Annotated in this window: 16 protein-coding genes; 13 read left to right on the top strand and 3 right to left on the bottom strand. The window is 58.5% G+C overall.

The window, feature by feature from the left end; translation table 11 throughout:
• The first annotated feature begins 102 nt into the window (after positions 1-102).
• From ASD68_RS05500 to ASD68_RS05490, 5 genes are all read left to right on the top strand, one after another.
• On the top strand, positions 103-3,684 hold the full coding sequence (locus ASD68_RS05500) for a methylmalonyl-CoA mutase family protein (protein WP_056604351.1): 3,582 nt from the start codon (positions 103-105) through the stop codon (positions 3,682-3,684).
• Positions 3,685-3,723: 39 nt separating this feature from the next.
• Entirely contained in the window at positions 3,724-5,520 is a 1,797-nt protein-coding gene (locus ASD68_RS16805; protein WP_156458349.1) for a hypothetical protein, read from the top strand.
• Between the two features lie 771 nt (positions 5,521-6,291).
• On the top strand, positions 6,292-8,028 hold the full coding sequence (locus ASD68_RS16550; RefSeq protein WP_082545964.1) for an AIPR family protein: 1,737 nt from the start codon (positions 6,292-6,294) through the stop codon (positions 8,026-8,028).
• Positions 8,029-8,111: 83 nt separating this feature from the next.
• On the top strand, positions 8,112-8,423 hold the full coding sequence (locus ASD68_RS16800; RefSeq protein WP_255357721.1) for a hypothetical protein: 312 nt from the start codon (positions 8,112-8,114) through the stop codon (positions 8,421-8,423).
• A gap of 28 nt (positions 8,424-8,451) precedes the next feature.
• A complete protein-coding gene (locus ASD68_RS05490) occupies positions 8,452-8,688 on the top strand; it encodes a hypothetical protein (protein ID WP_056604345.1) in 237 nt (78 codons plus the stop codon).
• A 57-nt stretch (positions 8,689-8,745) separates the two neighbouring features.
• Here the strand turns inward: ASD68_RS05490 and ASD68_RS05485 are convergent, their stop codons facing one another.
• Positions 8,746-9,444 (bottom strand): transposase, encoded by a 699-nt coding sequence (locus ASD68_RS05485; protein WP_056605212.1) that lies wholly within the window; start codon positions 9,442-9,444, stop codon positions 8,746-8,748.
• A 211-nt stretch (positions 9,445-9,655) separates the two neighbouring features.
• On the opposite strand from ASD68_RS05485, the gene ASD68_RS05480 reads away from it, so the two are divergent.
• On the top strand, positions 9,656-10,573 hold the full coding sequence (locus ASD68_RS05480) for an NADP-dependent oxidoreductase (RefSeq protein ID WP_056604342.1): 918 nt from the start codon (positions 9,656-9,658) through the stop codon (positions 10,571-10,573).
• A gap of 232 nt (positions 10,574-10,805) precedes the next feature.
• Here the strand turns inward: ASD68_RS05480 and ASD68_RS05475 are convergent, their stop codons facing one another.
• Positions 10,806-11,822 (bottom strand): alpha/beta hydrolase, encoded by a 1,017-nt coding sequence (locus tag ASD68_RS05475; protein WP_235578672.1) that lies wholly within the window; start codon positions 11,820-11,822, stop codon positions 10,806-10,808.
• A 218-nt stretch (positions 11,823-12,040) separates the two neighbouring features.
• On the opposite strand from ASD68_RS05475, the gene ASD68_RS05470 reads away from it, so the two are divergent.
• The 7 genes from ASD68_RS05470 to ASD68_RS05445 all read left to right on the top strand — a co-directional run bounded on the left by ASD68_RS05470 (position 12,041) and on the right by ASD68_RS05445 (position 17,519).
• The gene (locus ASD68_RS05470; protein WP_156458347.1) at positions 12,041-12,271 is read left to right on the top strand and encodes a hypothetical protein; all 231 of its coding nucleotides are present in this window, start codon (positions 12,041-12,043) and stop codon (positions 12,269-12,271) included.
• 671 nt (positions 12,272-12,942) lie between these two features.
• Positions 12,943-13,278: a transposase gene (locus tag ASD68_RS17470; protein ID WP_343123434.1), complete on the top strand. Its 336-nt coding sequence runs from the start codon at positions 12,943-12,945 to the stop codon at positions 13,276-13,278.
• A 39-nt stretch (positions 13,279-13,317) separates the two neighbouring features.
• Positions 13,318-13,599, top strand: a complete 282-nt coding sequence (locus tag ASD68_RS05465) for a type II toxin-antitoxin system RelE/ParE family toxin (protein WP_056604333.1) — start codon at positions 13,318-13,320, stop codon at positions 13,597-13,599.
• A 14-nt stretch (positions 13,600-13,613) separates the two neighbouring features.
• Complete coding sequence (locus tag ASD68_RS05460; RefSeq protein ID WP_056079783.1) at positions 13,614-13,904, top strand: HigA family addiction module antitoxin; 291 nt, start codon at positions 13,614-13,616, stop codon at positions 13,902-13,904.
• A gap of 363 nt (positions 13,905-14,267) precedes the next feature.
• Positions 14,268-15,110: a glycoside hydrolase family 11 protein gene (locus ASD68_RS05455; protein ID WP_056604330.1), complete on the top strand. Its 843-nt coding sequence runs from the start codon at positions 14,268-14,270 to the stop codon at positions 15,108-15,110.
• Positions 15,111-15,472: 362 nt separating this feature from the next.
• Complete coding sequence (locus ASD68_RS05450; RefSeq protein WP_156458346.1) at positions 15,473-16,153, top strand: PEP-CTERM sorting domain-containing protein; 681 nt, start codon at positions 15,473-15,475, stop codon at positions 16,151-16,153.
• A 352-nt stretch (positions 16,154-16,505) separates the two neighbouring features.
• Positions 16,506-17,519 (top strand): amidohydrolase family protein, encoded by a 1,014-nt coding sequence (locus ASD68_RS05445; RefSeq protein WP_235578644.1) that lies wholly within the window; start codon positions 16,506-16,508, stop codon positions 17,517-17,519.
• A gap of 353 nt (positions 17,520-17,872) precedes the next feature.
• On the opposite strand, the gene ASD68_RS05440 is transcribed toward ASD68_RS05445, so the two are convergent.
• Entirely contained in the window at positions 17,873-18,901 is a 1,029-nt protein-coding gene (locus ASD68_RS05440) for a hypothetical protein (protein ID WP_156458345.1), read from the bottom strand.
• Between the last annotated feature and the right edge of the window lie 67 nt (positions 18,902-18,968).

Below are 18,968 nucleotides of genomic sequence, written 5' to 3'. Positions count from 1 at the left end.
GTTTCGCGTTCAGCGGCCTGGTTGCACGCGCTGCAGCAAGCTCTTGGCGCTTGCCGCCACTAGAATCGATGCGCTGAATCGCACACGATGTCCGGAGTTGCCATGAGTTCCCCCGCCAAGCACGTCCCCCCTGGCACAAAGCCGGCAGAAACCACGCCACTGCGCTTCGTCACCGCCGCCAGCCTGTTCGATGGCCACGATGCGGCCATCAACATCATGCGGCGGATCATCCAGTCGCAGGGCGCCGAAGTGATCCACCTGGGCCACAACCGCTCGGTGGAAGACGTGGTGCGTGCCGCCCTGCAGGAAGACGCCGACGCCATCGCCATTTCCTCCTACCAGGGCGGCCACGTCGAATACTTCAAGTACATGATTGACATGCTGCGCGAGCGCGGCGCCGGCCACATCCGCGTCTTCGGCGGTGGCGGCGGCACCATCACCCCGGAAGAAATCAAGGAACTCCAGACCTACGGCGTCGAGCGCATCTATCACCCCAACGATGGCATGAAGCTGGGGTTGGTGGAGATGATTGAAGATGTGGTTGCGCGCGCAGCGCGCAACCGGGATTCGGGATTGGGGATTCGGGATTTAAAAAAAGCGCCGGCCCCGGACATCGACGACGAAATCAGCATCGGCCGCATGCTCAGCGCCCTGGAAGACGGCGCCTTCAGCGAAGCCGAACTCGTCGATCTACGCAAAAGCTGGTCAGCCGGCTCCAACCAATCCCCAATCCCGAATCTCGAATCCCGGCCAAGCACACCAGTGCTTGGCCTCACAGGCACCGGCGGCGCCGGCAAATCCTCCGTGGTCGACGAACTGCTGCTGCGCTTCCTGCACGCGTTTCCCGAGATGCGCATCGCCGTGCTCGCCGTCGATCCCACGCGTCGCCGCTCCGGTGGCGCACTGCTGGGCGATCGCATCCGCATGAATTCGCTGCGCAGCCATCGCGTCTACATGCGCTCGATGGCCACCCGTCGCCAGCACGCCGCCACCAGCGTGGTGCTGCACGACTGCATCGACTTCCTGAAGAGCCAGCCGTACGACCTGGTGATCGTCGAGACCGCCGGCATCGGCCAGAGCGATTCGGAGATCGTCGACCTGGTCGACTTCCCGGTCTACGTGATGACCAGCGACTACGGCGCCGCCAGCCAGCTGGAGAAGATCGACATGATCGACTTCGCCGACCTGGTGGTGCTGAACAAGTTCGACAAGCGCGGCGCCGAAGACGCGCTGCGCGACGTGCGCAAGCAGTGGAAGCGCAACCACACCGCGTTCAGCGTGAAAGATGACGACGTGCCGGTCTACCCGACCATCGCCAGCCAGTTCAACGATCCGGGCGTGACCTGGATGTTCACCAACCTGTGCCGCCTGATGCGCGAAAAGCTGCATCTGGGCGCGGCCACTTCCAAGGCAGGGCAGCCCGCTCTGGAACCCTCCCCTTCCAGGGGAGGGCAGGGTGGGGTGGCCCCGGTCGAAGCCGGATGCAGCTGGGCCCCGCAACTCGACACCACCCTGAAAGAACCCCGCGCCACCGTCCTGATCCCCGGCGCCCGCGTACGCTACCTCGCCGAGATCGCCGAGCAGGGCCGCGCGATCAACAAGGGTATCGAGACCCAGGCCGAATTCGCCAGCAAGGCGCAGCACTACTACGAGTCGCTGAAGGAACTGGGCGACGACAAGTTGCCGCGCCCGCTCGACCTGTACGGCAGTGCCGACCTGCATGCCGAAGGCGACCGCTCGCTGGTCACCCTGCGCCAGCGCTACAACGCCGCGCTGAAGGAACTCAGCCACGAAGCGATTCATCAGCTGCGCGAATGGCCGGCGCTGTACCAATCCGTCACCGCCGACGTCAACGAATACAAGGTGCGCGACAAGGTCATCCGCGTCGACAACTACCGCGAATCGCTGAGCCACCAGAAAATCCCGAAAGTCGCCCCGCCGAAGTCCAAGGACTGGGGCGAGCTCGTCACCTTCCTCGGCAAGGAAAACCTGCCCGGCCACTACCCGTACACCGGCGGCGTCTACCCGTACCGCCGTAGCGGCGAAGACCCCACCCGCATGTTCGCCGGCGAAGGCACGCCCGAGCGCACCAACCGCCGCTTCCATTACCTGAGCCAGGGCGGTGCCGCCACGCGCCTGTCCACCGCGTTCGACTCGGTCACCCTGTACGGCGAAGACCCCGCGCCGCGCCCGGACATCTACGGCAAGATCGGCAACTCCGGCGTCAACATCGCCACGCTCGACGACATGAAGAAGCTGTACTCCGGCTTCGACTTGAGCGCGCCAAGCACCTCGGTATCGATGACCATCAACGGCCCCGCGCCGATGATCCTGGCGATGTTCATGAACACTGCCATCGACCAGAACGTGGAGAAATACCTGCGCGCTGATGACGCCCGCTGGGCCGAGGCGGAAAAGAAAATCGCCGAGCTCTACGAAGGCCGCCAGCGCCCGCAATACCTGGGCGACCTGCCCAAGGGCAACGACGGCCTCGGCCTTGGCCTGCTCGGCGTGTCCGGCGACGAACTGGTCGATGCCGAAACCTACGCGCGCATCAAGACCGAAACGCTGACCCAGGTGCGCGGCACCGTGCAGGCCGACATCCTGAAGGAAGACCAGGCGCAGAACACCTGCATCTTCTCCACCGAATTCGCGCTGCGCATGATGGGCGACATCCAGCAGTACTTCGTCGACCACAAGGTGCGCAACTTCTACTCAGTGAGCATCAGCGGTTATCACATCGCCGAAGCCGGCGCCAACCCGATCAGCCAGCTCGCCTTCACCCTCAGCAACGGCTTCACCATCGTCGAGTACTACCTCGCCCGCGGCATGAAGGTGGACGACTTCGCGCCCAACCTCAGCTTCTTCTTCTCCAACGGCATGGACCCGGAATACACCGTGATCGGCCGCGTCGCCCGCCGCATCTGGGCCCGCGCCATGCGCGAGCGCTACGGCGCCAGCAGCCGCAGCCAGATGATGAAGTACCACATCCAGACCTCAGGCCGCTCGCTGCACGCGCAGGAAATCCAGTTCAACGACATCCGCACCACGCTGCAGGCGATGTACGCGCTGTTCGACAACTGCAACAGCCTGCACACCAACGCCTACGACGAAGCGATCACCACGCCCACCGAAGAAAGCGTGCGCCGCGCCGTGGCGATCCAGATGATCATCAACAAGGAGCTGGGGCTGAACTTCAACGAGAATCCGTGGCAGGGGAGTTATGTGGTCGATACGCTGACCGACCTGGTGGAAGAGGCGGTGTACAAGGAGTTCGAGGCGATCAGCGAGCGTGGGGGCGTGCTTGGCGCGATGGATACCATGTATCAGCGTGGGAAGATCCAGGAAGAATCGATGTATTACGAGCACAAGAAGCATGATGGGTCGTTGCCGTTGATCGGCGTGAACACCTTTTTGCCGAGGGAGCATGCGGGGGAGATCGCGACGGAGATCGAGTTGATTCGGTCTACGGAGGAGGAGAAGGGGCAGCAGATCGCCAACGTGAGGCGGTACGGCGAGGCGCGCAATGCCCTGGCTGCCGACAGCTTGAAGGTGCTACAAACGACGGCGCGGGATCGGCGCAACGTGTTCGAGCAGCTGATCGAGGCGGTGAAGTACAACTCGCTGGGGCAGATCAGTCATGCGTTGTATGAGGTGGGGGGGGAGTATCGGCGGAATATGTAGGTTCGAAGGAGAAAATTCTAACCTGCGCAGGGGAAAAGGATGAAGCTAAAAAACTTAAGCAAATGGAAGCTGAGTGAAAGCGTTGAAGGGCTGTTGTTCTTCGCTCAAAGAGTGGATGAGATGCTCTTTGACTTCTCACTTGATACACACAAACCGCCGGCGCTAAATGCACCGTCGTTGTGTATAGAAGCAATTGACCTGGTAAAAGAAATTGAAAAGGGTTTCATGGAGCGGGCAAATCTGGAGCCGGTCCTTGAAGAGCTTGCGTGGAGTCTAAAGAATGACTCTATAACAAAAGAATTGTTAGATCTTGATCCCGGGTATTACACTCTTGTAAATGCTGAAACTCCCTTATCGCAAACCAGGCTCAAGCTGGAGGTGCTAGGGCGCACCATCAATCCTAATCGCTACTTGGCGATTGCATTTGAACGTCTAGGGGAGGCTGTTAGAGCTCGGAAAAAGAGTGATATAGATTTTTTGGCTACAACGATTATAACGACGCTCCTGAACATTGGAGTGAGCAAGCAGTCATTATTTGCCGCAGTCAATAGCCATTTTTTTGATCCAAATGGGGCGGCTATCGAGTGTTGTGACGCATTAGATGAATTTCTCAGAGTCATAAAGCCTAAAACTCATCGATTCACGGGTTTTGCCGTAGTTTCACGTTTAATTAAGGAGGTTTCTGAATCTATTGGTTCTTTTGGTATCGAGATAGTGAAGTCACTGCCGGAGGATAGCTCTGTAGATTGGTCATCGCCAGTAGGGGATGGTGAGCTATTGGTGCGAGTGGAACATATTGACGCGCCAGACCATTATGCTGCCAGAGATATTATGTTTCGCAGGCTCGATGCGCTGACTGATCTATTTACGCTCTTCTACCATCGTGACCATATTATCTGGCGGGATGAGGCCGTCGTGATGCAAGAGTGTTGCGAGAAGACAGGGGTCAAGATTTTATCTCCGAGGGGGCCTATGGAGAAGGCGTTTGATTTAAGCGCAACTAAGGCGTCGAAGCAGCTTAATTCGCTCCTGAGGAATTTCTCCGCCAGGAGGGATGATGGAAGCTTTCAACGATTCACTCGCGTTGTAGATTTACATGGTGTCTGCGTCACTCATAAGATCGTAGATAATCAGCTCGTCAATTTGTGGATTTCTCTCGAAACTTTGGTCCCAAGTCACGTAGGTGGATCAAAGATAACCAAGGTGATTCGATCTATCATGCCATTTATCCTAATGGCTTATATCCGTAGGTTGATGAACCAATTGCTAAGCGATCTCCTGAAGTGGGATAAATGGAGAACTCGGAAGCTATTGTCGAAGGTCCCATTGGCAAAGGGCTTTGGCCTGTTGGACAGATTGACTGTGCTTATTGCACACGCGGCATGTGAGGACCTTAGGAGTGAGTTGTACGGTAGGTTGGGGGATTTTGTTTTACTTCGCTACCGGTGCTTTAGACTCGCAGAGAGTGTCGCGTCAAAAAGTAGGGTTTTTGATTTATTGGATAGGCACGAAAAAAAGGTGACTTGGCAGATACGGCGGCTTTATCGAGCGCGAAACCTAATTGTGCATACGAGTAAATCACCAACGTACCTTGAGACCTTGGTCACGAATGGACACGATTATTTGGACCAAGTTGTATTCGATGTAATTCGTGTTTGCTCCGGTAAGTATAAGGCCAGGACGATTGAGCAAGCATTTGAGCTGGGGTCTGCCTTCTATCAGCGATATACGTCGTCTATCTCTACCGCGGACTTCAATGACGCGAATGACGTATTGTCGCTTACTGGGTTACCTCTTGGCTTTGTTACAGAGGTTGAGAAGGAGCTTCAGCTTTGATCCCAACCAAAACAAACTAACCGGGTCACCATTTCGCCGCCGGAGTCAATAGACGCGCACTTGCTCTTCCCCGGCGCTGCCGAAGAGTATGTGCCCGTCTTGCCGCTGACCACCAGCCGTTGTGTTTCATGCGGCGCCAAGATCGCGCCAGTCACCGTTCTGGTTAGGACCGCGTCAGCGGCCCTTGTTGCTCGCAACAAAGGTGTCACCATTTCGCCGTCCGTAGTCAAAACAGGGGTCAGAGTGCACTTTAATTACGGAAGTCGTGAAGAAAGTCGGCTCTCTGAATCCTGGTTTGCTGAAAATAATCAGTTCATAAGGAGTGTTGTACATTGTGCTTCCTGCAGATAGCGGATTTATTGGTGCGATGGACGAATGTCGATTAAAGGCGCGTGGCTAATTGAGCCTCGTGCCTCCAAAACAGGGGTCAGAGTGCACTTTCAAGGTTTATTCTCCTTGAGGTACTTTGCGCGGACGTCCGGTTTTTGCCGGCCTTGCGCGGCGTGACAGCTGCGTTTCGATAGCACTGCGGAAGCGGTCTGAGCCCAGCGCGTGCTGTCGTTGACGATGCGCGCGTATTGCGTCGAGGTGATCTTGTGCGAAACAGGGTTCAGAGTGCACTTTAAATGGGCGACGTTGGTGTAAAAGTCGACTCTGACCCCAGTTTCGATGTTATCGAAATAACGTGCGAAGTCGGTAATCGTAAGGGCATAGTTGGGTGACGGGTGCGGCAGTGGCAAACTTGTTTTATAAATAAATAAAAGGGAATTTATGCACATAATACTTCAAAATCACATTAACGATCTCCAGGCCGATTTTGGCTATGAAGGTCTGTCTGATTCAAAGTTATTTGAAGTTTTTTGTAATTATTGCGTAGTCTCCAGGCATTTTTTGGGGCGCTTTGACCCGGTTGACGTGACTACGGATGAGGACGATGCGTCCATTGATGGCGTTGCGATAATTATAGATGGTGATCTCATTACCAACCTTGACGACGCGCAAGAGATTTTTAATACGCATAAGACAAATCTGGTCGTGGATGTTGTCTTTACTCAGGCTAAAAGCGGAGAGTCTTTCAATAAGGCGGAAATTGCTAATTTCAAGATGGGTCTAGAAGATTTTCTAAGCCTCGATCCAAAATTGCCAAATGGAAAATTAAATGGCGAGGCCATTTCCATACTTAAAGTCGTATTCGAGAATCTAAAGCGCGTTCGAAATCGCCGTCCAAATATCCATGTTTATTACTGCACATCGGGTACATACAAATCTGAGCGCGAGATTAGGGCGGCCTTCGATATTATTGCGCGACACGTAAAAGAGACTGAACTTTTTTATAGCGTTTCCGTGACCCCTTCTGGGCGAAGCGAAATTCTTAAGTTTTACTCAGATATAACTGATAAGAATGAAGCTAAGCTTCGATTGATCGATTATTTTGGTATGCCGGAAATGCCTGGCATCCCCCAGTCGTATGTAGGTGTTGTTTCTGCAAAAAGCTATGTGGATGCATTGCTTGTGGATGGAGATCGAGCTCTTAGGCAATCAGTCTTTGAGGAAAACGTTCGATCATTCTTGGGTCAGGACAATGATGTAAATTCAGCGATACAGGGGTCATTGCAGGATAAAGATAAGCGTAAGCTCTTCTCTGTGCTTAATAATGGAATAACTATAGTTGCTCCTGAAATAACTCTTACGCCAAACACAAAGGAAATCCATCTAACAAATTATCAAATAATAAATGGATGTCAAACCAGTAGCACGCTTCATGAGAATTACGAAAGCCTGACAGAGGACGTTAATGTAGTAATCAAGTTTATTGAGTCTCCCGATAACGAGTCATCCAGCGACATCATTGCAGCTACTAACAGTCAATCTGATATCCCTAAGGAAGCTTTTTACGGATTAAGGACAAAGGCGAAATTGGTGCAGAAGTATTTCGATGCGAGAAATCAAGCGGCGCCGGCCGATAGTCGAATCTATTTTGAGCGTCGGCAGGGCGAGTTTAGAGGGCTTGGATATCAGGTGTCCCGCATATTTGATGTAAAAGAGGTGGCTCGTTGCTATGCCGCCATGTTCTTAAATCAGCCTCATAACGCCGCGCGCTATCTGAGCGCGATTTTTGTAGCCGGTGGTGAGAATCTATTCAAGGAAGATGACCACGAGTCGTATTACTATTCTGCGGCTTTGGCACTATATAAATATCAGACGTTAATTAATGGCAGGAAGATCAATGCACAAAATTACGTCAAGGTAAGATGGCATATTATCCATGCTTTCAAATGGTTTGTGCATGAAAAAGTAGACGTGCCAGAGGCAAATTCTCGAAAGGCTGATGCATACGCTTCTAAGATAATAGATGTTCTTCATTCGGAAGATAGGAAATATATAAAGATATTCGAGAAATGCCAGCTGGCTATTGATAATATTGGATTTCCCACGCCAGATTCACTTAAACGCGGTAGATTCAGCCAAGAGTTGGCGGAATTTATTAAGGCGAAATTTGTCAAATAGAAGCGCAAACGTCAAATAGAAGCGCAAACGAAACAGGGGTCAGAGTGCACTTTAAATGGGCGACGTTGGTGTAAAAGTCGACTCTGACCCCAGTTTCGACCCCAGTTTCGGACCCCAGTTTCGGACCCCAGTTTCGGACCCCAGTTTCGGGCGGCACCTCGCTGTTCGACGTGAAAAGTGTATTCAAGGGCAAGAGCTGGCTTTGCTTCGAAATTCCCGAGGGTACGGTCATTCCAGCATCATTGGTCGTCCGCGAGACCGGCTACAACCCGCGCCTCAAGGCAAATCATTACCAGATTGAATGCGCGGCCAAATCCCTCCGTATCTACGCATTCAAAGGTGCTGTGGACAACCTTGCACGAAACGCCATAGCCCGAGCGGTACAGCGCGCTTGATTCCATACTCCAACGATGAGCGAAAACCATGGCTGATATTGACGGGCAGACCCTGCTGATGGCCGTGCAGGCGGTGCAAATTCAGATCCACTCCTTGGAAACAGAGATCGACCAGGCGGGCGAGGACGACGACGTCAGTGATCAGGAGGATCTCCTGATGGGCTACATGCAGGCCGCCGCCACCCTGCGCCTTGCCTATGAAGCCGAAGAGATGGCCAGCAGCAACCTTCCCCCGTACGACAGGTTGGTTCCTACGCGAGGATAAAAATGGGGGTCTAAAAACAGGAGGCAAAAACAGGGATCAGAGCGCACTTTTCAGGGCTTATTCTCCTTGAGGCACTTTGCGCGGACGTCCGATTTTTGCCGGTCCTGCGCGGCGTGACAGCTGCGCTTCGATAGCGCTGCGGAAGCGGTCTGAGCCCAGCGCGTGCTGTCGTTGAAGATGCTCGCGTATGGCGTCGAGGTGATTTTGGGACAGGTTTTCCATGGCGAGGGTGCGGTATGCGTTGTATCGCTCCTCGTCGGTTCTTCCCAGCGCCAGATAGACGGGGTGGGGATGAATCAAAGGGTCGTCGTGGCCGAAAGCATTGTGTGCGTGGCTTGACCAGGCATAGTCGAGCGGGTCGGCGGTCATGCGAGCGCGGACCGGGTTGAGTTCGATGTAGCGATAGCAGTGGAGCAAGTAGGTTTCCCGATCTACCAGTGACGACTTGTAGCGACCTTCCCACAAGGTGCCGGTGCGCCGGTATCGATCGTTGATGTAGCGCACGTAACGTCGCCCTAGGGATTGCATCACGCGCGCAATCTGGCCACTGGCGGCGGGCGTCATCAAGAGATGTACGTGATTGGTCATGAGCACATACGCGTGGACGTTGCAGCCCTCGCGCATCGAGATCTCGCGCAAGTCTTGCAGGTAGCGCACACGGTCTACGTCGGTAAAGAAACAAGGTTGGCGATCATTGCCGCGTTGGACGACGTGTTGGGGAATGCAGGCAAGATCGAGTCGTGGCTGGCGGGGCATCGCGGCGTCCATGCTGGAATGGCTCCAGTTTCCCAGTGCTGCGGGTTCCGTCTGTCGGGCCATTCCGCGAACTTCCGTCAGAAGTGCACTCTGACCTCGGTTTTCACACCGGCGCTTTAGGTAACCACTCTGCATTTTGCATCGAATAACCAACGAGCTTTCCATTTCGACGACATGTCCACCCAGGGGACAAACCGAGGAGACAATGACAATGAAGGCGATTGTGGTAACCGATGAGGCCGCGGGAACGGGCGGGATGAAGCTGGCGGAGCGCCCCGAGCCGCAGGCCGCAATAAACGATGTCGTCGTGCATATTCATGCGTCGGGGTTCGTTGGAACCGAGCTGACGTGGCCCTCGACCTGGACCGATCGACTCGACCGCAGCAGGACGCCGACGATTCCCGGGCACGAGTTGGCTGGAGTGATCACTGCGCTGGGCTACGGCACGGTCGGGCTATCGGTGGGGCAGCGGGTATTCGGCCTCGCGGACTGGTATCGCGACGGCACCCTGGCGGAGTATGTGGCGATCGAGGCGCGCAACCTCGCGCCGCTGCCGGGCGACGTCGACTTCACGGTGGGCGCGAGCCTGCCGATCTCGGGCCTGACGGCATGGCAGGGACTGTTCGAGCACGGCCGTCTTCGGGCGGGGCAGAGCGTCATCGCGCACGGCGCGGCCGGTGCGGTCGGGTCGATGGTGACGCAGCTCGCGCGTGAAGCGGGCGCCTATGTCATCGGCACCGGCCGCGCCGCCGACCGTCAGAAGGTGCTCGATTTCGGCGCGCAGGAATTCGTCGACCTCGACAACGACGCGCTGGAAGACGTCGGCAAGGTCGATCTGGTGTTCGATGTCATCGGCGGCGACATCCAGAAGCGATCCGCAGGCCTGATTCGAGCCGGCGGAACGCTGGTGACCATCGTCGCGCCGGCCGAAACGCGGCCCGTCGATGGCCTGGCGGTCGACTTCGTGGTCGAGTCCAGCCGCGCCCAACTGGGCGAGATCGTCCAGCGCGTACGGGACGGCAGATTGCGGTCGAACATCGGCAACATCGCCACCCTCGACGATGCCGTCGCCGCTTTCAACCCGACCCGGCGGATCAGCGGGAAGACGATCATTCGCGTTCGTCCGTGAAGAACGGGGCCGGGTCGAGAGTAATGGGGCGTGGCTAATTAAATGTCTTCCTGGATGCTTGCCCGCGGTGACCGCCCACGCGGGCGGTACACGGCAGGACATCCGAGGGCGGTTTCCACCATGCGCTGGAAGCGTTCGTCACCAAGGGCGCGTTCCTGGCTGGCATACGCACGCAGGCGCTAAAATTCCCCAAGTGCAATGCCTGTGTCCAACCATTGTTGGTAGGGCAGCGTTACCTCGCTGCGTGCTGCGTCATCCCCAGCGCTTGCCTGACCGCCTTGACCACCGCGTCCGGCTGATCGATCTGAATGTCGTGTGAGCTGCCCGGAACGTGTACCAGCGTGCCGCGGGAGGATGTGGCGACGATCTGCGCCTGCGTATGGGCACGGGCGTCTTCCAGTCCCTTGCGGTCACGCGGCAGCGCATCGGCATAGGTGTTGGCGGCGGACAGTACGATCAGGGGTGTCGAGCCGTGCGTCTCCTGCTTCGACACGGGCTGCTTGAAGACCCCGACATTGGCCTGGAGTACCGAAAGTACGGTGTGCCAGTACGCCGGCTTCGACATCAGGGCCAGGTTCACCGCGTTGAGTTTGGCGCTGGCGTGCGGATCGGGCCCGCCGAGACACTGGCTCAGTTCCTTATGGGTGGATGTCAGTTCGTGCTTTTCGGCGGCGGCCTCGCAGTGGCGAAGAAACGCGAACCGCTGTACCGAGAGGGTGTCCTCGTCCTTCTGCCATGCGGGGGCAAACCGGCCGATGTCCTGCGCGGGCGGATCGAGCAGGATCATCGCGCCCACGTCCGCCGGATAGCGGCTTGCGTACTGCCGAACGATGTTGCTACCCAGCGAATGCCCCACCATCACCAGTGGGGTCGAGAGGCCGGCACGCTGGATCAGGGCGTGCAGATCCGACACGTCGGCGTCGAGATCTCGCGGCATCGGCCCCTCGCTGCTGAAGCCGAGGCCGGCCCGGTCGTACGCGCAGACGCGCGCGTGGGCGGCGAGAAGCGGCTGCACCTTGAACCACGTGGAGGAATCGGCGACCGCGCCAGCCTCCAGCAAGACGGTCTGCGGTCCGCTGCCCGAACAGCGCAGGTTGAGATGGCGGCCATCGCCCAGGTCGATCAGCTTTGCCGCCTGCGCATAGCTGTCCGGCATGCGCTGCGACGCGGTGGCGTGGCTGGCTTCGGTGGCCCTGGCCTGACCGAGCATCATGACCAGTAAAAGGGCACCGCCCGCTTTCAGATGCATCCTGTTCAAGGAATGTCTCCCGTCGATGGCCCGGACCGGGGTGCGGGCAGGGTATCTTCATCGACTTGAGGCGGCGCAAGAAGTTCAGCAAGAAGGTGTCAGCCCCGGCGACCCGATCAGGCGGCAACCGGAAGTGGACTGGCGAACGTCTCCCGCGAAGGCTCGGCCACGAAAACCGGGACGGAGGAAGTTAAATGGTCATGAGGAGCGCGCTCGTCGTGTTTGACCTGCTGGCGATCCCGTTCTTCCCGCAGCGCGGTCAAGGTTGCGCCAAAACCGGACTACCTCAATCTGACTTTGGCCTCGATCTGCTGCCGAAAGCGTTCGCTTCCCCATGCGCGCTGTTGTTGGGTGTGCTGTCGGATTTCGTCGAGGAATTGTTCTTCCAGGTGTTCATGCACCAACGCGTAGTAGGCGGCTTGGCGCCCGGCGGGTGTGCTGGCCAGTAGCGTGTATTGCTCGTGCGGGGTGATGAGTGGTGTGTGCTGCCCCAGCGCGTTGTGGTGGTAGCTGGACCAACGACACCGGGACGGAGGAAATTAAATTCCCTCGTGCCCACTGTTCCGGCGCCTCGGCCGACCAAGACGGCGCAAGCTCACTGGGGAAAAAGGTGCCGGGGACAGTTGTTGGGTGCTTAGGGGCTCAGGACGTACGAATCGTCCCTGGCACCGACATCTGCTAAAGGCTCGATCCGAATCAGCCAAGTGTCTTCAAGTCGTATGACACGGCTTCGAGCAGGTGTAGCAGCCGTTCGATTGAGGATAATGCTGTTTCGCTGCTCGTACAGCGCCTTCGCATGTGGGAAATTCGCCTAAATACTGCATGTGGCTGCGTTGGTAGACGCATGTAGCGGTGTGCACTTCATGGTCACCGTTGGTTTGAGCATTTTGGTTGACCTAGTAGCTCGTCATCTTCCTGTTCCTCTGGTCATTGCGCCTATCACGCGTGCGTCACCGTGCTCCGTCTCTGTCTCATATGCTGAGAAAACAGAAAGGGTGAAAAAAGGGTGTCAGAAAAAAGATGTCAGGGACAATGCCTGATGTCGGGTGGGTGGCTTGGACGATGGGTGGGGCGGTTTTAGCTGACAGCGGTCGGCTGGTGGAGCGGCGATGCTGCAGGCATGGCTCGACAACCTCGCTTTGATCTTCCCAGCATTGCGCAGCATGTGGTGCGGCGGGGCAATAATCGGTTGCCGTGCTTTCTGGATGATCTCGATCGCCAGCGCTACCTGCAATGCTTGCGGCAGGCGCTGGGGCGATTCGGTTGCCGGCTGCATGCATATGTGTTGATGAGCAATCACGTGCACTTGTTGCTGACACCGGATGGACTGACAACTGTGACAACTGGGGATGTTAAGTTGCCCGACGCCAGGTTTTCTCGATGCTTCCCACAGACTTCCACATTCATGCTCCCGTGCTTTCGCTTCCCATCCGCGTTCGCGGTTGTCCAGCCATGACGACTTGCGTCATATGACGGAAAACGTTATGGTTGTTCCGTGATCAGGAATTTTGCCGACAAGGAAGCGGAAAAGATCTGGTGCGGTACGCCATCTCGGCGGCTGCCTGCGGATATCCAGCCCGTCGCGCGCCGCAAGCTGCGCATGCTCGGCAACGCGTCCAGGCTCGATGACCTGCGCATTCCTCCAGCCAATCGGCTCGAGGCCCTCAAGGGTAGTCGGAACGGCCAGCACAGCATCCGGATCAATGATCAATGGCGCGTCTGTTTTCGGTGGATCGACGGCGACGCCCACGACGTGGAAATCGTCGATTACCACTAACGAGCGACTTGACCATGAAGAGCCTGCCCAACATCCATCCCGGCGAAGTGCTACTCGAGGAGTTCCTGACTCCGATGGGTATCAGCCAGAACGCACTGGCGCGCGCTGCTGGCGTGCCGCCGCGGCGTATCAATGAGATCGTGCTCGGCAAGCGCGGTGTCACGGCAGATACCGCCGTGCGCCTGGCGGCCGCCTTGGGCACGAGCGAGCGGTTCTGGCTGGGCCTGCAGGCAGACTTTGATTTGGAGGAGGCGCATCGTTTGCTGGGCAAGGCGGTCCAACATATCGAACGAATCGCGGCGTGATTTGGACAAAAAGCGCGAGCCAGAGCGCACTTTTCTGACATTGGACGGCTGTCCCCGCCGACTGTGAATCGCGGACGGTCGCCGCAGCTTCTGGGTTCTCTCGCCCAGTGAACCGCCCGACGCTACGCGTGAAGAGGCGTCCGAAACGGAGCCAGGTTCACTTGCCGCTTTCGAACGCGTCGCGCGCTGGCCGCTACGGCCATCCGCGCAACGGCACGTGAGAGGCGTCGGTAGTTTTGCTTCGGTGCGTGGTGCGTTGTCTTCGAAAATTGTCAGGCGCAATCTGCTTCACCCCACACCCTTGGCTAAACGCCGCTGACAAGCCATGCTGCATGGTCATCCCCTGATTCAGCCCGGCATCTCATGACCTGTCACCTCACCAAAGCCCTCCTGACTTCCGCCCTGATCCTGGGCATCGCCGGTTGCGGCTCGCACCCGGCGCGTGTGGCTGATGCGGCGCAGCCGCCATCCCGGGCCCAGCCGTCCGCTGCGGCACAGGCCAAACCGCCAATCACCAAGTTCAAGGCGTATACCCAGCGCTTCAGTGGCGAGACGCTGCTCACGCAGAGCCATGCGACCGGCCACGTGGGCGATCTGTTTTTTACCCACTGGAAGGATGGTGGCGCGGCCTCGTTCAAGCTGGATGAGCAGGGCAACTTCACCATCGAATGGGTGGGTGGCGACTACAACTATGTCGGCGGTGCCGGCTGGGATCATGGCGACCGCAACCGCGTGATCGGCTACCACCTCGACAAGGATTCGGGCGCCAGCTACGTGACCCTGTATGGCTGGGGCTACGACAAGAACATGGACCCGGCCGATCCGGCCCATCTGGTGGAGTACTACGTTGTTCAGCGCGGCGTGCGTACGCCGGGGCAGGGCGGTGAGAAGGGCGTTTCCTTCGTCAGCGACGGCGTGGAGTACACCACCTACCGCACCCTCCGCAAGGAAAAGCCCTCGATCAACAACACCGCCACGTTCTACCAGTACTGGAGCCGCCCCAAGGAGCAGCAGCCGCTCGGGGTTGACCACAAGATCATCTTTGCCGACCACGTAAAGGCCTGGGAAGCCAACGGCTGGAAACTCCCGAACCTGGACAACTTCGACGCCAGCGACGACCCCACCTACCAGGTGTTTGCGGTCGAGGTGTTCATGGTCGACAAGGGCGGCAGCGTGGAGGGTCGGGTCTGGGACGCGGGCAAGTAGGCTGCCTGATTTGTCGCCAGGCGGGCGGTGACTGACATCGGCGAAGCGTCGGCTTTGGCTTCGACCATCGGCCGGTAGCGCAGGCGATCCAAGCCGGTTAAAGAAGCATGGCTGGCGCGGCTTGGCGCTTCCAAGCGGGCAGAACGCCACGGTTCGTGCGTAATCGATCGCGATCTGTCGGGCTGGACCGCGACGTCGCGTCGTGACGTGAACCCGGACATCGGTTGCACCCGCAGATGGCCCCGGCGGTCCGCTTTCGTCCCTTCGCGTCGGCCAGCCTTACAGTTTGGGGCCCTTGTCGGGTGGAAGCTTGGATGCGGTGCTCACCGGATCAATGACTTGTGGCTTGGCACGATGGGTGCTTGCATCTTCTGGCTAAAGCATTCAGCACCGCGACGTACCGCGGGAACGCCATCCAGAGGTCAAAGAAGATGTCCACTCGTTTTGGGTCAAAAGTCACCGGTGCGGCACTTGCGGTCGTCGCCGCGCTGGCTTTTATCGTGCCGGCCGCGCAAGCGACGCCAATCACCTTCTACAACAATGCCGCGACGCAAACCTCGCAACGGTTTACGGTCGGCTGCGGAAGCGCAGGTGGGGATTGCACTGGCCTGCTCGCGGCCGTCAGCAACGCGACCCCGCTTGCCTGGAGCTCGACGGTCGGCCAGATGCTGGGCGGCCCGTCGGACGCCAGTCCGGCGAGCGAAATGGCTTTCGTCAACAGCATGCTGGCGACCAGCTTCGACGAGAACAGCGGCAACATTGCGCCCTCAGCCGGCAAGTCGTTCGCCTTTTCCTTGAGCGCAGATTATCTGTTGATCAAGGTGGGCGCCGGCCCGAGGCACCAGGCTTACGGTTTGCTGCAGAACCTGGGTGGCGACTTGGACCTGTGGTTCACCTCCACCGGCCAGGCGGGTGGGCTCAGCCACTACATCACGTTCGGAAGCGCGGCGACCGACGTTCCGGAGCCGGCGGCTCTGGGCATGTTCGGCCTGGGCCTGTCGTTGTTGGGCGGTTTCATGGTCGTGCGCCGTCGTTATACCTGAGCGCTTTTTTCCAACGCGCCTGTGAAAAATCCCCGGCAACGGGGATTTTTTTTGGGGAAGTACGGCGCCGTTCACGCGCTTCGCCGCGATAGCCAAAGCACGGTTGCCGCTCAAGGTATGTGTTCTCGAACGGGCGGCGGAAGCGGCCGCGCCCCGCGCACCTTGCTCCCGCGTGCGGCGCGACTCCCACCGCCCGGCATCGGTGCCTGTATCGGCGCCTGCGCGCGATACGCGGCTCGGTGAGCGATATCGGGAAAGGCGCTCAAAGGGCCATCTCGCTCTGACCCGCTGTGATCGGTGTGAGCGCACTATTGGTTCCCCTCTCTTCAGCAGGACACTCACGATGCGGCGGATGCGCGAGATGTTTTTGTGCAGCTTGGTAGTTGCTGCGGTCGCGATCGGATTTTCCGCTACGGCAGCGGAGCCATCTTCGCCGGACAGTGTTGCGGTCCGCGTGGATCATCACGTGCATCTCAACTCCCCGGCTATCCAGGCGTTCGTGCCGAAGTTCTGCGAGAGCATCAGCCGCTACGGAAAATGCGATGCGGCACTGACGACCCCATACTCGCCTGCAGACTTGCTGGCTGCGATGGACAAGGCGGGCATCAAGCGTGCACTGGTGCTGTCGACGGGCTATCTCCCCGAGAGCCCGATGATGGATCCACAGCCTGCCGATGCAGCACGGCTGATGCGCGCCGCCAACGACTGGACCGTTGGCCTGGTGCACGCCCATCCGGACCGCTTTCGGGCATTCATCGCCGTGGATCCATTGCGGCCCACGGCGCTTCCCGAGATCGCTCGATGGAAGGGGGAGCCTGGGGTCGCCGGGTTGAAACTGCATTTGACGAGTTCGGGCGTGGATCTGCGCAAAGACGCGCACATAGCCGCGCTTGCCGGTGTGTTCAAGGCGGCCGCGAGGGCACATTGGGCAGTGGTGGTCCACTTGCGGACACAGCGCAGTGACTACGGCGCGGCGGACGTGCAGCGCTTCGTCAAGGACGTGCTGCCGGCGGCGGCAGGCATGCCGGTGCAGATTGCGCACGCGGGCGGCTGGGGTGGCATCGACAAGGCGACCCTGTCCGCGCTGGGTGCATTTGCGGATGACATGCAAGCCGATCCCGGCAAGTTCCGGAATGTGTGGTTCGACCTTTCCGGCGTGTGGACGGACAAGACGCCTGCCCCCGACAAGCGCGCCCTGGTGGCGCTGATCCGAAAGATCGGACCGAGCCATTTCCTGGCTGGCTCCGACTGGCCCTACACCGGCACGAATCTCGCCGACTACTACGGCCGCCTCTATCCGCAGCTGCCGCTGACACCGGCCGAATGGGCGGTGATCCGGGGCAATGTTGTGCCCTATGTGCGTTGATGGGGCATCGAGCATGAGGTTGCGTGCTGGATGTATCGCCAGCTGGTTCGACGCCGGTCGGGGTCTTCAGCCCGTTCTTGATGACGGGGACGTGGGTGGTGTCGCCGGTGACCATCAGCCTGCTGATCTCACCGCTGCCGTTGGCGGCCACGAACAGCTTGCCGTTGGCGGCGCGCATGCTGTCCGGTCCATGGACTGGGGCGTCCATCAAGATGTTGCAGGTGGAGTTGTCGCCGAGCGGGGACCAACTCAGCTTCGGCGCCCCCGTTTTCAGGACCCGCGCGGGGCGGTGGTGCGTGCACCGAACGCCCCCCGGGGCGTTCAATTTGTCGCTGACAACTTTTGCTTATTCGTCACCGCGCGGTGCACGGGTTATAAAACGGGACATACTGCGCGGCCTTGCCGTTCTCCAACCGCACGTTGTCGCACTTGTTGACCTTGACGCCATCGACGGTCTGCTTGCCTGCGGCGCGGAAGCTCTCGACCTTGCCATGGGCGTCGACCTCCACATAATCGGTGATGTAATAACCCTGCATGTGTTGGGGTTGCGCCAGCTCTACGCGCAGAGGGCCGGGACCGAAACTCGGGAAATACACCGTCGAGACTTCCGCGCCGTACACCCTCACCTTGCCGGGAGGCTCGTGCCTGTCATCCGGCTCCGCGAAATACAACGTTGATGCGTTGTGATAATCGTGCAGGTTGCCAAAGCGCACATTCCCGCTCAACCGGATCGGACCGAGCGTCAGCGACTTGGGCAGCGACACATAATCGCCAGACGGCACCACCACGGAATGGGCCGGCAACGCGACGCCTTGGAATTGGCTGCCCGGAGCCAATTCCGCTGATCTCAGTTTCGAAACGTCGCGATCCGGGCCAAGCACCACGCGCGACCCTGCTGCGAGATTGAGTCGACCTGACGTCGTCGCGCTGGACAATACGCGCCGGCAGGTGCCGTTGCCCGTATCAACGATGGTGTCGCCTTGCGCGCAGTACGTCTCGCGGTCGATGACCGCATAGCCACCGCGCTGGTCGTCGTGGACGGCGTACAAGATCCACCACTCGTCAGGGTTGAGCAGCCGCGGCGGACCCATGCATGGCACATACAGCGCGCCATGCATCTGTACGACATCGGGACTCGCGCCCTTGAGATGCTTGGCGACACGAAAGCTGATTAGGCTGGTATTGGTATCGCGGTCGTCTGCCCGTTCGATGACCTCGCCCGCCACGACGAGTGAGGCGTTGGCTAATTTCTCGACCGTGGAAACTTTTGGCAATGCCGTGGGAAAGCCCGGAACGGGCCGACACGCAACTGAGGGTAGAGAACATAGCAACAGAATCAGCGCAAGCAACGATGCCATCAAGTTCAAAATGGAACGATGCATAGCGGCGATTCCCCCGAATAGATCGTATACCCATGGCGATGATAATCGTCCCCCTGACGTCTTCCGC

It is taken from the genome of Rhodanobacter sp. Root627, from assembly GCF_001427835.1.
In the GTDB taxonomy this organism is placed as follows: domain Bacteria; phylum Pseudomonadota; class Gammaproteobacteria; order Xanthomonadales; family Rhodanobacteraceae; genus Rhodanobacter; species Rhodanobacter ginsenosidimutans.
Note: the sequence above shows the minus strand (reverse complement) of the source record. Positions and strands in the feature narration are given on the sequence as shown.